General features: G+C 62.8%; 17 protein-coding genes. 7 read left to right on the top strand and 10 right to left on the bottom strand.

Annotated features, from left to right (window positions below; genetic code table 11):
• Window positions 1-11: 11 nt before the first annotated feature.
• Window positions 12-794, bottom strand: coding sequence for a peroxide stress protein YaaA (yaaA, locus tag BXE_RS06190; protein ID WP_011487519.1), 783 nt, complete (start codon window positions 792-794; stop codon window positions 12-14).
• A 57-nt stretch (window positions 795-851) separates the two neighbouring features.
• Here yaaA and BXE_RS06185 point away from each other — a divergent pair, with 57 nt between their 5' ends.
• Together BXE_RS06185 and BXE_RS06180 are read left to right on the top strand one after the other, a co-directional pair.
• On the top strand, window positions 852-1,349 hold the full coding sequence (locus BXE_RS06185; protein WP_011487518.1) for a putative toxin-antitoxin system toxin component, PIN family: 498 nt from the start codon (window positions 852-854) through the stop codon (window positions 1,347-1,349).
• Window positions 1,350-1,491: 142 nt separating this feature from the next.
• Window positions 1,492-2,664 (top strand): pyridoxal phosphate-dependent aminotransferase, encoded by a 1,173-nt coding sequence (locus tag BXE_RS06180; RefSeq protein WP_011487517.1) that lies wholly within the window; start codon window positions 1,492-1,494, stop codon window positions 2,662-2,664.
• Between the two features lie 109 nt (window positions 2,665-2,773).
• Here the strand turns inward: BXE_RS06180 and BXE_RS06175 are convergent, their stop codons facing one another.
• Complete coding sequence (locus BXE_RS06175) at window positions 2,774-3,421, bottom strand: glutathione S-transferase family protein (protein WP_011487516.1); 648 nt, start codon at window positions 3,419-3,421, stop codon at window positions 2,774-2,776.
• A gap of 126 nt (window positions 3,422-3,547) precedes the next feature.
• Between BXE_RS06175 and BXE_RS06170 the strand changes: the two genes are divergently transcribed.
• From BXE_RS06170 to BXE_RS06150, 5 genes are all read left to right on the top strand, one after another.
• Complete coding sequence (locus tag BXE_RS06170) at window positions 3,548-5,113, top strand: 3-hydroxyacyl-CoA dehydrogenase (protein WP_011487515.1); 1,566 nt, start codon at window positions 3,548-3,550, stop codon at window positions 5,111-5,113.
• Entirely contained in the window at window positions 5,110-5,898 is a 789-nt protein-coding gene (locus BXE_RS06165; RefSeq protein WP_011487514.1) for an oxepin-CoA hydrolase, alternative type, read from the top strand. The genes BXE_RS06170 and BXE_RS06165 overlap by 4 nt, the downstream gene beginning before the upstream one ends.
• Window positions 5,899-5,919: 21 nt before the next feature.
• Window positions 5,920-6,636 carry a histidine phosphatase family protein gene (locus BXE_RS06160; protein ID WP_007175588.1) on the top strand — a complete coding sequence of 239 codons (717 nt, stop codon included), beginning with the start codon at window positions 5,920-5,922 and terminating at the stop codon, window positions 6,634-6,636.
• 20 nt (window positions 6,637-6,656) lie between these two features.
• Window positions 6,657-7,763: a phosphotransferase gene (locus BXE_RS06155; RefSeq protein ID WP_011487513.1), complete on the top strand. Its 1,107-nt coding sequence runs from the start codon at window positions 6,657-6,659 to the stop codon at window positions 7,761-7,763.
• 80 nt (window positions 7,764-7,843) lie between these two features.
• The gene (locus tag BXE_RS06150) at window positions 7,844-9,103 is read left to right on the top strand and encodes an acyl-CoA dehydrogenase family protein (RefSeq protein WP_007175590.1); all 1,260 of its coding nucleotides are present in this window, start codon (window positions 7,844-7,846) and stop codon (window positions 9,101-9,103) included.
• A gap of 146 nt (window positions 9,104-9,249) precedes the next feature.
• On the opposite strand, the gene BXE_RS06145 is transcribed toward BXE_RS06150, so the two are convergent.
• From BXE_RS06145 to BXE_RS06115, 8 genes are all read right to left on the bottom strand, one after another.
• The gene (locus BXE_RS06145) at window positions 9,250-9,726 is read right to left on the bottom strand and encodes a MaoC family dehydratase (RefSeq protein ID WP_011487512.1); all 477 of its coding nucleotides are present in this window, start codon (window positions 9,724-9,726) and stop codon (window positions 9,250-9,252) included.
• Complete coding sequence (locus BXE_RS06140) at window positions 9,723-10,181, bottom strand: MaoC family dehydratase (protein ID WP_011487511.1); 459 nt, start codon at window positions 10,179-10,181, stop codon at window positions 9,723-9,725. Before BXE_RS06140 ends, BXE_RS06145 begins: the two co-directional genes overlap by 4 nt.
• 35 nt (window positions 10,182-10,216) lie before the next feature.
• Window positions 10,217-11,344, bottom strand: a complete 1,128-nt coding sequence (locus BXE_RS06135) for an acyl-CoA dehydrogenase family protein (RefSeq protein WP_011487510.1) — start codon at window positions 11,342-11,344, stop codon at window positions 10,217-10,219.
• A gap of 10 nt (window positions 11,345-11,354) precedes the next feature.
• The gene (locus BXE_RS06130; RefSeq protein WP_011487509.1) at window positions 11,355-12,551 is read right to left on the bottom strand and encodes an acyl-CoA dehydrogenase family protein; all 1,197 of its coding nucleotides are present in this window, start codon (window positions 12,549-12,551) and stop codon (window positions 11,355-11,357) included.
• Between the two features lie 49 nt (window positions 12,552-12,600).
• A complete protein-coding gene (locus tag BXE_RS06125) occupies window positions 12,601-13,026 on the bottom strand; it encodes a DUF1178 family protein (RefSeq protein ID WP_011487508.1) in 426 nt (141 codons plus the stop codon).
• 228 nt (window positions 13,027-13,254) lie between these two features.
• Window positions 13,255-13,779, bottom strand: a complete 525-nt coding sequence (locus tag BXE_RS06120) for a helix-turn-helix transcriptional regulator (protein WP_011487507.1) — start codon at window positions 13,777-13,779, stop codon at window positions 13,255-13,257.
• Between the two features lie 53 nt (window positions 13,780-13,832).
• Window positions 13,833-14,078: a hypothetical protein gene (locus BXE_RS47100; protein WP_081435493.1), complete on the bottom strand. Its 246-nt coding sequence runs from the start codon at window positions 14,076-14,078 to the stop codon at window positions 13,833-13,835.
• A 418-nt stretch (window positions 14,079-14,496) separates the two neighbouring features.
• Window positions 14,497-14,886 carry a putative holin gene (locus BXE_RS06115; RefSeq protein ID WP_011487506.1) on the bottom strand — a complete coding sequence of 130 codons (390 nt, stop codon included), beginning with the start codon at window positions 14,884-14,886 and terminating at the stop codon, window positions 14,497-14,499.
• Window positions 14,887-14,979 lie beyond the last annotated feature (93 nt).

The following is a 14,979-nucleotide window of genomic DNA, read 5'->3' as shown; positions in this document are numbered from 1 at the left end:
CGGCGAAACGCTTATTCAGCGACGCGGCGGCGGAATACGTAAGTGGAATCGTTCGACGCTTCGGCGTCGAACGCATAGCCTTCGGCGTTGAAGTCCTTCAACTGCTCCGGCCTGTCGAGACGGTTTTCCACGGCATAGCGCGCCATCAGGCCGCGCGCACGCTTTGCATGGAAGCTGATGATCTTGTAGCGGCCGCCCTTCCAGTCCTCGAACACGGGCGTGATGACCGGCGCTTCGAGCAGCTTCGGCTTGACCGACCTGAAGTACTCGCCCGACGCGCAATTCACCAGCACGCGCGACGCCACGGCGTTCTTCTTCAATTGCGCATTCAGGGCCTGCGTGATCCGCTCGCCCCAGAACGCGTATAGATCCTTGCCGCGCGGGTTGGCGAAACGCGTACCCATTTCGAGCCGGTAAGGTTGCAGCAGGTCGAGCGGGCGCAGCAAACCGTACAGGCCGGACAACACGCGCACGTGATTCTGCGCATAGTCCAGATCCGCCGCCGACAATGTCTTCGCGTTGAAACCCTCGTACACGTCGCCGTTGAACGCCAATACCGCCTGCTTGGCGTTGTGCGCGCCGAATTTGGGCGACCACTCTGCATAGCGCTGGAAATTGAGGTGCGCGAGCTGATCCGAAATATCCATCAAGGAGGCGATCTGTTGCGGCGACAAAAGGCGTAATCCGCCGATCAACTCGGCCGCGTCTTCGACGAAATCGGGGATCGTGTGCTTTTTGACGTGAGGCGGGGTTTCGTAGTCGAGAGATTTCGCCGGCGACAGAACGATTATCATAGAGGCTTGCAGGCACGCCGTGCCTGGCGGTCAAAGACGAAAGCCAGATTGTAACGAATGCCCGGTTCCCATGCCTCGCGCGGCGCTTTGCGCGTCGTCCTCGATTCCAATGTGTGGATCGACATTCTCGTGTTCGACGATCCGCACACGCGGCCAATCGCGGCCGCGCTCGAAAGCGGCGCGCTGGCCGCGCTGATCGACGCGCGCTGCCTCGCCGAACTCACCTACGTGCTCGACTACCCGCAGTTCGTGCATCGCAAAGTGGACAAGGCCGCCGCGCTCGCGGTCGTCGCGCGGCTCGCGCAACTGGTGGAACCCGTTGCGCCACAGGAAGACACAAGGCCCTTGCCCAAATGCAAAGATCGCGACGACCAGAAGTTTCTCGAACTCGCGCACGCCGCGCAAGCCGACTGGCTGGTCTCGAAAGATCGCGCGGTGTTGAAGCTGGCCAAACGGATTGCACGTGATTTCGGCTTTCAGATCGCCCAGCCGGCGCCCTTCGTCGCCGCCATCGGCGCGTTACCGGGCACTGCCGGTGAGCCCGCAACCGCATGAGTCGCCAGCCGCATGGCCCTGGCCAGACGGCTAACGCGAGCTTCGCGGCGCGCACACCGCGCCGCGATTCCCTACAATCAGGCTTCGCCCGTTTCAAACGACGCCTTTGTCTAACCCACTTGCCCACGCTCCGGACAGCGCCATGAATGCACCGCACGATACGCCAACGAGTCCCACGTTTCCGTCTCGCCTGCCGAATGTCGGCACGACGATTTTCACCGTGATGAGCGCACTCGCCGCCGAAAAAGGCGCGGTGAATCTCGGCCAGGGCTTTCCCGATTTCAACTGCGATCCGCGCATTGTCGACGCGGTCGCGAACGCCATGCGCGAAGGCCACAACCAGTACCCACCCATGGCGGGTGCCGCGCCGCTGCGTCAGGCAATCTCGGACAAGATCGCGAACCTGTACGGCCGCCGCTACGACGCCACGACCGAAATCACCGTGACGGCGGGCGCGACCCAGGCATTGCTGACCGCGATTCTCTGCAGCGTCCATCCGGGCGACGAAGTGGTCGTGGTCGAACCGACCTACGACAGCTATCTGCCGTCCATCGAACTGGCCGGCGGCAAGCCGGTCTTCGTCACGCTGGAAGCGCCCGACTACGCGATCCCGTTCGACAGGCTCGCCGCCGCGATCACGCCGAAAACCCGGCTCCTGCTGATCAACACGCCGCACAATCCGACCGGCACGGTCTGGCGCGAGCAGGACATGCGCAAGCTCGAGGAGATCGTGCGCGGCACCAACGTGCTGATCCTGTCGGACGAAGTATATGAACACATGGTCTATGACGGCGCGCCGCACGAGAGCGTGGCCCGCTATCCGGAACTGGCGCAGCGCAGCTTCGTGGTATCGAGTTTCGGCAAGACCTACCATGTGACGGGCTGGAAGGTCGGCTACGTGGCCGCGCCCGCCGCGCTCACCGTCGAGTTCCGCAAGGTGCACCAGTTCAACGTGTTCACGGTCAACACGCCAATGCAGATCGGCCTTGCCGACTACATGAAAGATCCGGCGCCATATCTCGACCTGCCGGCGTTTTATCAGAAGAAGCGCGACTTCTTCCGCGCCGGCCTCGCGAATTCACGCTTCAGGCTGTTGCCGTGCACGGGCACGTACTTTCAGTGCGTCGACTATTCGGCAATCAGCGATTTGCCCGAAGCCGAATTCGCGCAATGGCTGACCGGCGAGATCGGCGTCGCGGCCATTCCGGTCTCGGCGTTCTATCACGAGGCACATGAGTCGGGCGTGGTGCGCTTCTGCTTCGCCAAGCAGGAGAGCACGCTCGCCACCGCGCTCGAGCGGCTGGCACGGCTTTGAAATGTCCCGCGCGATGCCAAGAACGCTTCCCCGTTCCTTGCCATCGCGCGCAACGGCCCGGGCGTGCACGGCGCGCGCCCGTCGTTCGCTTGCCGGCAGGCCGCACGCGTCAAACCGGACGCGACGCGGCGATATATGCCTTGCGATCCTCGGTCACACGCTGCGCGGCCGGCCGTGCGTTGATCGCTTTCACGTAGCCCTTCCAGTCCACGCCGGCGTCCAGCAGAAAATCGCGCCCGTAGATGGTCTGCGTCGCCATGCCCACCAGCGGCAAGCTCACGTACCCGGCCGTATCCGCAACGCTAAAACGCTCGCCGCTCAGATACGGCGCGAACTTCGCGATCCGCCTGAAGCCGGCAATATGATGCTCAAGCAGTTTCTCGACACGCCCTTTGGTCGCCTCGGTCACGGTGCCGCCGAAGAACGCTTCCTTGTAGAGATTGCGCGCGGTCAGTTCGAGATGCACATCCACGAACATGATCAGCTCGCGCTCCTTGGCCGCTTCCCACGGGTCGGTGGAGAAAATCGCCTTGTCGGGAAAGCGCGCGGCCAGATACTCGACAATGCATTGCGATTCGCACAGATCGCCGTCTTCAGTCTGCAGATAAGGCACCTTGCCGAGCGGCGAATGCTCGAGCATGGCCTCTTCCTGGCTCGGCAGCACCGCCACTTCCTCGAACGGAATACCGTGTTCGAGCAGCACGAACTTCACTTTGTTGTAATAGTTAGAAAGCGCGAAACCGCACAGCCTGATCATCGGGTGTCTCCTTCCTTCGGGTTGTATGTGACCGTCTGTCAACGTCAAAGCAGCGGTCTTCGATCAATCATCCGGTAAATTGCACGATCGTGCTATTCTAAAATAATCATGGAGTCGAGCATCACAATGACCTCTCGCAATTTCAGCATCGAGACTATCGGCATTGTCGGAACCGGCGCAATGGGCCGCGGCATCGCACAGATCGCCGCGCTGGCCGGCCTCACTGTGCGTCTGTACGACACCAACCCTGCTGCAATCGGCGCCGCGCGCGACTACCTCGCCGAGACTTTCGCGAAGTTGACCGCTAAAGGCAAGCTCGACCAGGCGCGCTCTCTCGCCGCACTCGCGAATGTCAGCGGCGCGCAGGCCATCGGCGAGTTGGCCGGTTGCGATCTGGTCGTCGAGGCGATCGTCGAAAAACTCGACGTCAAACAGGCGCTGTTCCGCGAACTGGAAACCGTTGTGAGCGGCCGCTGCATCCTCGCGTCTAACACGTCTTCGCTGTCGATCACGGCAATTGCCGCCGGCTGTAGCGATCCGTCGCGCGTGGCCGGCTATCACTTCTTCAATCCCGTGCCGTTGATGAAAGTCGTCGAAGTGATCGACGGTCTGCGCAGCGATCCCGCCGCGGGCGACGCGCTGATGGATCTCGCGCGCCGCATGGGTCACACGCCGGTGCGCGCGAAAGATATGCCCGGCTTCATCGTGAATCACGCGGGCCGCGGCATGAATACCGAAGGCTTGCGCGTGGCGGGTGAAGGCGTGGCGAGTTTCGCCGACATCGACTGCATCATGCGCGAGCAGGCGGGCTTTCGTCTTGGCCCATTCGAGCTGCTCGATCTGACGGCACTGGACGTCTCGCATCCGGTGATGGAGTCGATCTATCACCAGTTCTATGAAGAGCCGCGCTTCACGCCTTCGCCCATCACCGGCACGCGGCTCGCGGGCGGACTGCTCGGCCGCAAGACAGGTGAAGGCTTTTACCGCTACGAAGACGGCAAGCAGCAGGTACCTGCCGAGGCGCCCGCGCCGACCGGATTGCCGGCCAGTGTGTGGGTCAGCAAGCGTTATCCGCAAGCGCATGACGCCGTCGTGCAACTCGTCGAAAAAGCCGGCGTGACACTCGACAACGGCATCACGCCCGAATCGAACTCGCTGATCGTCGTCACACCGTTCGGTCACGATGCAACCACGGCCGCGGTCGACGAAGCGCTCGACGCCACCCGTGTCGTCGCGCTCGACGCGCTTTTCCCGCTCGTCGGCGCGCAACGCCGCACGCTGATGACGACGCCCGCCACCACGCGCGCCGCGCGTGACATGGCGCATGCGCTCTTTGCCGCCGACGGCGTGCCCGTCACCGTGATCCGCGACTCGACCGGCTTCGTCGCGCAACGCGTGGTGGCGACCATCGTCAACATCGGCTGCGATATTGCGCAAAAACAGATCGCCACGCCGGAGGATATCGATCTCGCCGTGACGCTCGGCCTCGGCTATCCGCGCGGCCCGCTCGCCCTCGGCGACGCGCTCGGCTCGACCACTATTCTCGCGATCCTGCGCAATATGTTCAGCGTGCTCGGCGACCCGCGTTATCGTCCGTCGCCCTGGCTCGCGCGGCGAGCTCAACTTGGCCTGCCGCTGACCCAACGCGACGCAGCCGATACCGAAACGCACACCACGGAGACACAACAATGAGCGCCGAACTGCTGACCTCGCGCCCGACCGGAAGCGAATCGACACTGGTTCTCACGCTGTCGAACCCCGGCGCGCGCAACGCGCTGCATCCGGACATGTACGCCGCCGGCATCGAGGCGCTCGACTCGGTGGAGCGCGATCCGTCGATCCGCGCCGTCGTGATTACCGGCGCCGACAACTTTTTCTGCGCGGGCGGCAATCTGAAACGTCTGCTGGAAAATCGCGCGAAAGATCCGTCCGTGCAGGCCCAGAGCATCGATCTGCTCGGCGAATGGATCTCGGCGCTGCGCCTTTCTTCGAAGCCGGTGATCGCCGCGGTCGATGGCGCCGCCGCCGGCGCGGGATTCTCGCTCGCGCTCGCGTGCGACCTGATCGTTGCGGCGGACACGGCCAAATTCGTGATGTCGTATGCACGCGTGGGCCTGACACCCGACGGCGGCGGTTCGTGGTTCCTCGCGCAAGCGTTGCCGCGTCAGCTGGCCACCGAAGTGCTGATCGAAGGCAAACCGATCGGCGCCACGCGTTTGCATGAACTCGGCGTCGTCAACAAACTCGCCAAAACCGGCGCCGTGCGCGACGCCGCGGTTGCCTGGGCCGACGAGCTCGGCAAGATTTCGCCCAATTCGGTCGCTCGCATCAAGGGGCTGATCGGCGCGGCCGGCACGCAGCAGCTCGCCGACCATCTCGTTGCGGAGCGCGACAACTTTGTCGCGTCGCTGCATCATCGCGATAGTCTGGAAGGAATTTCCGCGTTCCTCGAAAAACGTGCTCCGGCGTATAAGTGAACCTCAGTGACCGACAGGACCATGCCTGACTATCAACTGCCCAAACGCCGCCGCATCTTTCTGATGCGTCACGGCGACGTCACCTATTTCGACGACTCCGGCCGCGCAATCGATCCCGAGACCGTGCCCCTGAACGCCAACGGCCGCGAACAGGCGAGCGCGGCGGGCCGCGAGTTCGCCGCTCAGCAGATCCGTTTCGACCGGGTGATCGTCAGCGGTTTGCCGCGCACCGTCGAAACGGCGCGGCGCGTGCTCGCCGAGACCGGCCAGCAGATCGAACTGGAAATCGAGCCCGCCTGGGAAGAGATTCGCGGCGGCAAGCTCGGCAACATTCCGCTACACGATATGGAAGCCGCGTTTCTCGGCGTGTTCGACGGCATCGTGCAGGAAAGCACGCGCTTTCTCGACGGCGAAACCATTGGCGAGTTGTTCGATCGCGTGCTGCCCGCGCTCGCCGCGTTGCGCGAGGACACCTCGTGGGACACCGTGCTGCTCGTCCTGCACGGCGGCGTGAATCGCGCCATCCTGTCGCATGCGCTGACGGCTGGCGGCCGCACGTTCTTCGGGCACCTGGCGCAAGCCACCGGCTGCATCAACGCGCTCGACGTGGGCGCCGCGCCACGCGACTGGGTGCTGCGCACGATCAATTATTCACCGCCGTCGCCGCTTCATCGCGGCGTGCGCAACACCACGATGGAAATGCTCTACGCACAATTCATTCAATACAAGCGTAGCTGAACCCGAACTGGAGGAGACAGATGGTGCAAGCCACACAGACCGGCGAACCGGAACACCAGCCGGACTATTCGGACTTCGAGGGCACGCGCCCGGTCAGCGAGCGGCAACGCTTCGACAGCGACGCGCTCGCCGCGTGGCTGACCCGGCACGTCGACGGATTCGCCGGCCCGCTCACGCTGGAGCAATTCGCCGGCGGCCAGTCCAATCCGACCTTCAAGCTGCTCACGCCGTCCCGCTCGTATGTGATGCGCGCCAAACCCGGGCCGGCTGCGAAACTGCTGCCGTCCGCGCACGCCGTCGAACGTGAATATCGCGTGATGCACGCGCTTGCCGGCACCGATGTGCCGGTCGCGAAAATGCTCGCCTTGTGCGAGAACGAAAGCGTGATCGGCCGCGCGTTCTATGTGATGGAGTTCGTCGAAGGCCGCGTGCTGTGGGACCAGTCGTTGCCCGGCATGACAGCCGCCGAACGCGCGGCCATTTACGACGAGATGAACCGCGTGATCGCGGCGCTGCACAGCGTCGACGTGACGGCGGTGGGCCTCGCCGATTATGGCAAGCCGGGCAATTACTTCGCGCGCCAGATCGGTCGCTGGAGCAAGCAGTACATCGCGTCCGAGACCGAACCGATCGATGCCATGCAGCGCCTGATCGAATGGCTGCCGCAGCATATGCCGGCCGAAACGGGCGAGCGCGCTTCGATCGTGCATGGCGACTACCGGCTCGACAATCTGATCTTTCATCCCGAGGAACCGCGCGTGCTCGCCGTGCTCGACTGGGAGTTGTCGACGCTCGGCGATCCGCTCGCCGACTTCGCCTATCACTGCATGGCGTGGCACGTCGACCCAACGCAGTTCCGCGGGATCGGGGGCCTCGACTGGGCGGCCTTGGGCATTCCCGACGAAAGCCAGTATGTCGCGCGCTATTGCCAACGCACCGGCTTCGAGATTCACGGCGACTGGAATTTCTACCTGGCGTACAACATGTTTCGCATCGCCGCGATCCTGCAAGGGATCATGAAGCGTGTCGTCGACGGCACCGCGGCCAGCGCGCAGGCGCTCGATGCCGGCCGCCGCGCGAAGCCGATGGCCGAACTCGCCTGGCGCTACGCGCAGAAAGTGCGCTGACCGGATTCGCGCGCTGAATCGCGCGTCCGGCCGCGCCCCGAACAAACGTCGTCCGTTACCCGTCATTCGCGAGGTCTTACATGAATTTCGATTACACCCCGAAGGTTCAGGCGTTGCGCGAGAAACTGCTCGCCTTCTTCGACGAGCACATCTATCCGAACGAACAGGCGTTCTACGCGGAGATTGCCCGCAATCGCCAGAACGGCAACGCGTGGCTGCCCACCGAACTGGTCGAACAACTCAAGCAGAAAGCGCGCGACGCCGGCTTGTGGAATCTGTTCCTGCCTGAATCCGTACGCGGCGCCGGCTTGACGAACCTCGAATACGCGCCGCTCTGCGAGATCATGGGCCGCGTGCCCTGGGCGCCCGAAGTATTCAATTGCAACGCGCCCGACACCGGCAACATGGAAACCATCGAACGCTACGGCAGCGACGACAACAAGCGCGAGTGGCTCGAACCGCTGCTGCAAGGGCAGATCCGTTCGGCGTTTCTGATGACGGAGCCTGAAGTCGCGTCGTCGGATGCCACCAATATTCAGACCAGCATTGTGCGCGACGGCGACTACTACGTGATCAACGGCCATAAATGGTGGTCGTCCGGCGCAGGCGATCCGCGCTGCAAGATCTATATCGTCATGGGCAAGACGGATCCGGATGCGCCACGCCACCAGCAGCAGTCGATGATCCTGGTTCCCGCCGACGCCACCGGCATCACCGTGCACCGTCCGCTCACCGTCTTCGGTTACGACGACGCGCCGCACGGGCATATGGAAATCACGCTCGAAAATGTGCGCGTACCCGCCACCAACATGCTGCTCGGTGAGGGGCGCGGCTTCGAGATCGCGCAAGGCCGGCTCGGGCCGGGACGCATCCATCACTGCATGCGCCTGATCGGTCTCGCCGAACGCGCACTCGAATTGATGTCGAAACGCTCGCTGCAACGTGTCGCATTCGGCAAGCCGGTTGCCGCGCAAGGCGTCACGCAGGAGCGTATCGCCGAAGCCCGCTGCATGATCGAGCAGGCGCGTCTGCTCACGCTGAAAACGGCCTACATGATGGACACCGTCGGCAACAAGGGGGCGCGCGGCGAAATTGCGATGATCAAGGTCGTCGCGCCGAACATGGCTTGTCAGGTAATCGACTGGGCGATTCAGGCGCACGGCGGCGGCGGTGTCAGCGACGATTTCCCGCTGGCATATGCGTATGCGTCCGCACGAACACTGCGTTTCGCCGACGGGCCCGACGAAGTGCACCGCAATGCGATCGCCAAGCTCGAACTCGCACGTTATATGGATGCCGGCGCGGCGGCTCGCGTGGAGACGCCGATTACGCGGTTTTGAGGCCGGGCGGGTATTCTTCAGGAGACGCGGCGCGATCAGCGAACATTGATTTCGCCGCGCCGCCTGATTCCGCAATAACAAAAAAAGCGCGAGCCGGCATGCCTGCCGTTTCGCGCTTCTTCAACCTACCTGCGTGCGCCGAAACGCTAGAAATAGTGCCGCGTGATGAACTCCGCGACGCACACCGGCCGTTCGCTGCCGTCCCGTTCCAGTGTCACATTCCATAGCACCTGCACGCCGTTGTTCTCCACTTCGGTAACGGACTCGACGGCGAATCCGGCGCGCAACCGCGAACCAACCGGAACCGGCGACGTAAAACGCACACGATTCAATCCGTAATTGACGCCCATGCGCTGTTCGAGCGCCACCGTCCTGTCGAGCAGCGCGGGAATCAGCGACAGCGTCAGGAAACCGTGCGCAACGGGGCCGCCGAACGGCGACTCCCGTCGCGCCCGTTCCGGGTCGACGTGAATCCATTGATGATCGCCGGTCGCTTCGGCAAAACGATCGACACTCGCCTGGTCCACCGTCAGCCATTCGCTAACGAGCGGCTCGGCACCCACCAGCGCGCGCAAGGCGGTGGCACTGCCCAACGTTGCAGCAGCGGCCGCGCTGCCCGTCATGACGCGGCGCCCGGATTGCGCAGCCCGAACAATGCTTTCGAGCGCACCGTGATCACGGTTTCGCCATGCTGATTGATGCCTTCCCACTGCGTCGATACGATGCCGCGATCCGGCTTGCTCTCCGAGATGCGCTTGTCGAGCACGGCGTTCATCATGGTGATCGTGTCGCCGACACGTACCGGCTTCAACCAGCGGATTTCGTCGATACCGGGCGAGCCCATCGACGTGGAATCCGCAAACGCGTTGCGCACCAGCATGCCCATCATGACCGAACAGGTATGCCAGCCGCTCGCGACCAATCCGCGAAACGGCGACTCGGCAGCGGCGGCTTCGTCCAGATGAAACGGCTGCGGATCGAACTTCTGCGCGAACTCCACGATCTCGTCACGCGTGAACGTGTGCTTGCCGATTTCGATGCTCGTGCCGACTATCAAGTCCTCGTAACTCAAACCCATTGTCGTATCTCCTTTTATTCGATTCGGGCGGCTGATCACGCCTCGGCCGTGACGAAGCCGGGCAGCGCGGCGAACCGCGCGAGATGGTGATCGACATCGCCCAATGTGGTTTCGATGATGGCAAGCCGTTTGAACAGATGTGCCGCCGCTACTTCGTTCGTGACGCCCATGCCGCCATGCAACTGGACCGCCTGCTGGCCGACGAAGCGCGCGGCCTGCCCCACCCGCGCCTTCGCGGCGGAAACCGCGCGGCGACGTTCGTCGACGTCCGTGCTGGTGTAGCGCATGGCGGCCAGATACGTGACGGAACGCGCCTGCTCGGCGTGAATCAGCATCTCCACCATGCGATGCTGCAAGGCCTGAAAACGCGCGATCGGCTGGCCGAACTGCTGGCGCGTCTTCGTGTAGTCCACCGTGGCGAGGTTCAAGGCGTCGAGCGCGCCGATTGCCTCGGCGCACAGCAGCACCGTGCCGTAGTCGGCGATATGTTCGAGCGCCGCCGCGCCAGCGTGTTGGCCGGCAAGCTGGCGCGCAGGCGTGCCGTTGAACTCTAGCGTGGCGGCACGCTGGCCGTCGATCGTGCGGTAGTCCGTTACGCTGACGCCGGCCGCATGGCGCGCCACGACAAAGAGTGCGATCTCGCCGTTCAGCCGGGCCGGCACGATCCAGTGGTCGGCCTGCGCACCGTGCAGTACGACCGACTTGGTGCCGGTCAATGTGTGCTGTCCGCCTTGCCCGCTCGCGGTTGTCTCAATCGAGAAAAGGTCGTAGCGAGCGTGGGGTTCGTGAAAGGCCACAGCCAGTTTGATCTCGCCCCGAGCCGCACGTTCGAGCAGCGACGCGTCTTCGCCTTGTTCGCTACCCGCGAGGCGCAACGCCTCGATGCCGACCGCCGTCGCCCAATAAGGCTCGACGACCAGCGCGCGGCCGAGTTCCTGCATGACGACAAGCATGTCGATCGGGCCGCCGTTGAAACCGCCTTGCGCTTCCGGCACCGGCAACGCAGTCAGGCCCAGTTCGGCAAACGCGGCCCAATGCGCATCGGATACACCGGGTTCAGATCGCACGATCGCCTGGCGCGCTTCGAACCCATAGCTCCTGTCCAGATAGCGGCGCAACGCATCCGCAAATTGCTGCTGTTCTTCGTTGAAAGTGAAGTCCATGCGCCGCTCCTCAAAGTCCGAGAATCATCTGCGCGATGATGTTCTTTTGAATTTCGTTCGAGCCACCGTAAATCGATGTCTTGCGGAAGTTGAAGTAGTACGCGGCGAGAGGCGCGGCATCGTCGTCGCCGGCGAGGCTATGTTCGCGCTCTCCTTCGAGGAACGGTATGTCGAACGGTGCGGCGAGCGGCCCGACTGCTTCGAACATCAGTTCAGTCAGCGCTTGCTGCACTTCCGTGCCCTTGATCTTCAGCATCGACGCTTCCGGTCCCGGCCCGCGTCCGCCTGTTTCATTGGCGACCACGCGTTGCACGGTGACTTCGAGCGCCATCAACTCGATTTCGAGGTTCGCGACTTTTGCGGCAAACACCGGATCTTGCAGCAGCGGCTTGCCGTTTTTTTTCTGATTCAGTGCAAGGCGTTTCAGGAAGACGAGTTCGCGCTTGGACTGGCCGACCCGCGCGATGCCGGTGCGCTCGTGGCCGAGCAGATACTTCGCGTAAGTCCAGCCACGATTCTCTTCACCGACCAGATTCTCGATCGGCACCTTTACGTCTTCGAAGAAAACTTCGTTCACTTCGTGATCTTCGTCGAGCGTGATGATCGGCCTCACGGTGATACCCGGCGTTTTCATGTCGATCAGCAGGAACGAGATGCCCTCCTGCTTTTTGGCGCCGCTGTCCGTGCGCACCAGGCAGAACATCATGTCGGCGTACTGGCCGAGCGTGGTCCACGTTTTCTGACCATTGACCACGTAATGGTCGCCGGCGCGCTCCGCGCGCGTGCGCAGCGACGCCAGATCCGAACCCGAGCCCGGCTCGGAGTAGCCCTGACACCACCAGTCCGTACCATCGAGAATACGCGGCAGATAGTGGCGTTTCTGCGCCTCGTTGCCGTACTTCATCAGCACGGGCGCCACCATGGAGACACCGAAAGGCAGCACGGACGGCGCGCCGATGCGCGCGCACTCTTCGTCCCAGATGTGCCTTTGGGTGGCGTCCCAATCCGGGCCGCCGTATTCTTTCGGCCACGCGACCACCGACCAGCCGCGCATACCGAGCAGCTTGTGCCAGCTTGCGAAGTCTGCGCGGGAAAGCCGCTTGTGATTGAGTACCTTGTCGCTCAGTTCCCGGGGCAGATTTGCCTCGAGCCAGGCGCGGATGTCGGCGCGGAACGCGCTGTCAGCGGGGGAATAGTCCAGATTCATGCGTAGTGTCTCCTGGCCGCCACCACCCGCCGCCCAGTGAGCCACTGCGCTATTGCAGCGGTTCCTTCAAGGGAGCCGGGACCGGCAGCGGCATCACTTCGATGCCTTCTTCAACCAAGGCTTTCGCGTCTTCCGGTGTGGTGACACCGCGAATATTGCGTGCGGGCGCTTCATTGTAGTGAATGCGCCGTGCTTCCTCGGCGAAGCGGTCGCCCACGTTCTCGGTCTTTTCCAGTACCTCGCGCAAGGCACGAATCGCGCGCGCCTGCATTTCCCCTGCGTCCGCCGGCGCTTTCGTTCCGGTCGCACCCGACAGATTCAGGCGCGGCGCCGACGGCAAACGGCTCACCTCGTTCGCACCGCAGATCGGACATTCGACGAGCTTGCGGGACTGCTGCGATTCGAAGTCATCAGCCGAAGCGAACCAGCCTTCGAACCGATGGCCATGCGGACACTGTAAATCGAGGACCTTCATGTGGAATCAGGGCTTGCGTGCCAGTTTAGCGCAAAACGTAAATTTGTGAACGGTCGTTCGTAAAATTTTACGGACGAAGGCGCCGACTCCGGAGGTGACGGACAATCCGGACGCGGTGGGCGATTTTAACGCTTTGCGCAAACGCCTGCCGAGGCTACTCCGGAAGGCAAATGGGCTTGCCGATCACCTACGCCTGCGAGGCTGCGCATGCTGGCTGCCACTCTGCTTTTATGCCACGAGGCATTCCAGTTGACGGCCCAGCCTCGGCTCGAGTTCGCGCGCCTCTCTGGCAAGGTTGATCTGCTTGGCCGATCTCGCAACGTCGAACACGTCTGCCTTGATTTCATAACCACCGCGCGCACTGAGCCAATCAAGGATGTCCGACAGATGCCACACCGATGCACTGCCCTCGTGGACCGGCGACGGGAAGTCGATTGCGTGGTTAAGCATTAACTTGCGCATGTTTTGCCGCGACACGCCCGCGACTTCGGCGACGTCAGTAAGGCCGACGAAATCGGGGCCCGCCTCGACAAGGCGAGCGGACGGCACCACTCGTTTGATGTCCTGGAGAGCGCTGACCAGCGCCCCGAATGCGGACGTGCCCTCGCGAGTAAAGAACAGCGCGATGCGGCCCGGCTGCCCGACGCCAGCGGTGGCGTCGTCACACCCGGCTTCGCCCAGGCGCTCAACGATCGCGTCGAGATCGCAATCTTCCGCCGCGAGCCGGTACTTCAAGGTGAACACATATTCCATACGTTACTCCTGCTTTTATTCAGCCCAACACTGCCGCCTGCAGAGCACCCCTGCTACCGGCGAGCCGTGCAGTTATCGACAATGCGCCTCAGATGCCTGGCATGGTTGCCGGGATTCTTCGGCGTACTCCAGACACTCGATATGCAGAACTCGCCGCACCGACACTCGGCGTCTTTGTCAGGACAGTACATTTTTCCCCAGGCGTGGCCTTTGCCACCGCCCTGGACACGCCAGCCGTTCTGCTCCGCGTACGCCAGCGCTGCCTCGACCTCTTTCTTAGAGTGGGTTCCTCGAACCATCTATGCCCTCCAATTTAATGAGTGGGAGTCAGGTTGTCAAGTGACAACTTTCATTATCCACTCTGAATCGGATATCTCCCCTACGCTTCGTTATCCAAAGTAAAGGAGATGCCCGACACCGCTGTCACAGGGTCCATGCTAGAGATAGAAGGGCTGCAGAGCGAGACTGCCTGAAGTCATAAGACAAAGGCACGTTTTCGAGACAGGGGAACGGGCGAAGCTGCGCGCACATTCCGAACTACCCGCGCTACCGCGGAGCCGTATCCAGAACTTTGCGTGCATGGCAGGATGATCTATCCGGTTGATGGGTACCGGAGGTCTCCCTGGGAGACCAGGAAAAAGCAGACGCCGCCCAGCGGCATGTGTGAAGGCGGGCCGTCGCGGCCCGCGTTTTTTTGCGCCTTTCGTGCAACCTGCCTCATCCTTTGAGGAGCCGTTTGACGATCCATGCGTAGACACGGTCCAGAGTCGGCTCGACGTGCCGCTCGCTCCAGTCGAGCGCGAGAATCGTGAACGTCACGAGTGCCGCACTCGCGACGAACCCGGCCAGCCACGGTTCGACCTGCGGCCAGGTCAGAACGATCCGCCGTGCGAGAACATTGCCACCTACGAGCGACACGACGAAATAGATCGCCCTGCGCCACGTCGTGGTCTCATGCGAACGCGTCAGATACAGAAGCGCTCCGCAAGCGACGCCCAATACCCGTTCGAAATCGCTGAGCATATGCGACGCGACGAAGGCAACACCGCCTCTCAAGCCGCCCACCAATACCGGAGTGGCGAAAAAAGCAACAGGATAAGTGGCCATGATGGTATCCAACTCCAAAGGTCAGGAAGTCGACCGGCTCGTGTGCGGCGACGCTCGCCGGAGCGCCGCCGCACTTCGCGGTCAGGACATGAT

It is taken from the genome of Paraburkholderia xenovorans LB400, from assembly GCF_000013645.1.
GTDB classification, from domain to species: Bacteria; Pseudomonadota; Gammaproteobacteria; order Burkholderiales; family Burkholderiaceae; genus Paraburkholderia; species Paraburkholderia xenovorans.
This window is presented reverse-complemented; position numbering and strand designations above follow the sequence as displayed.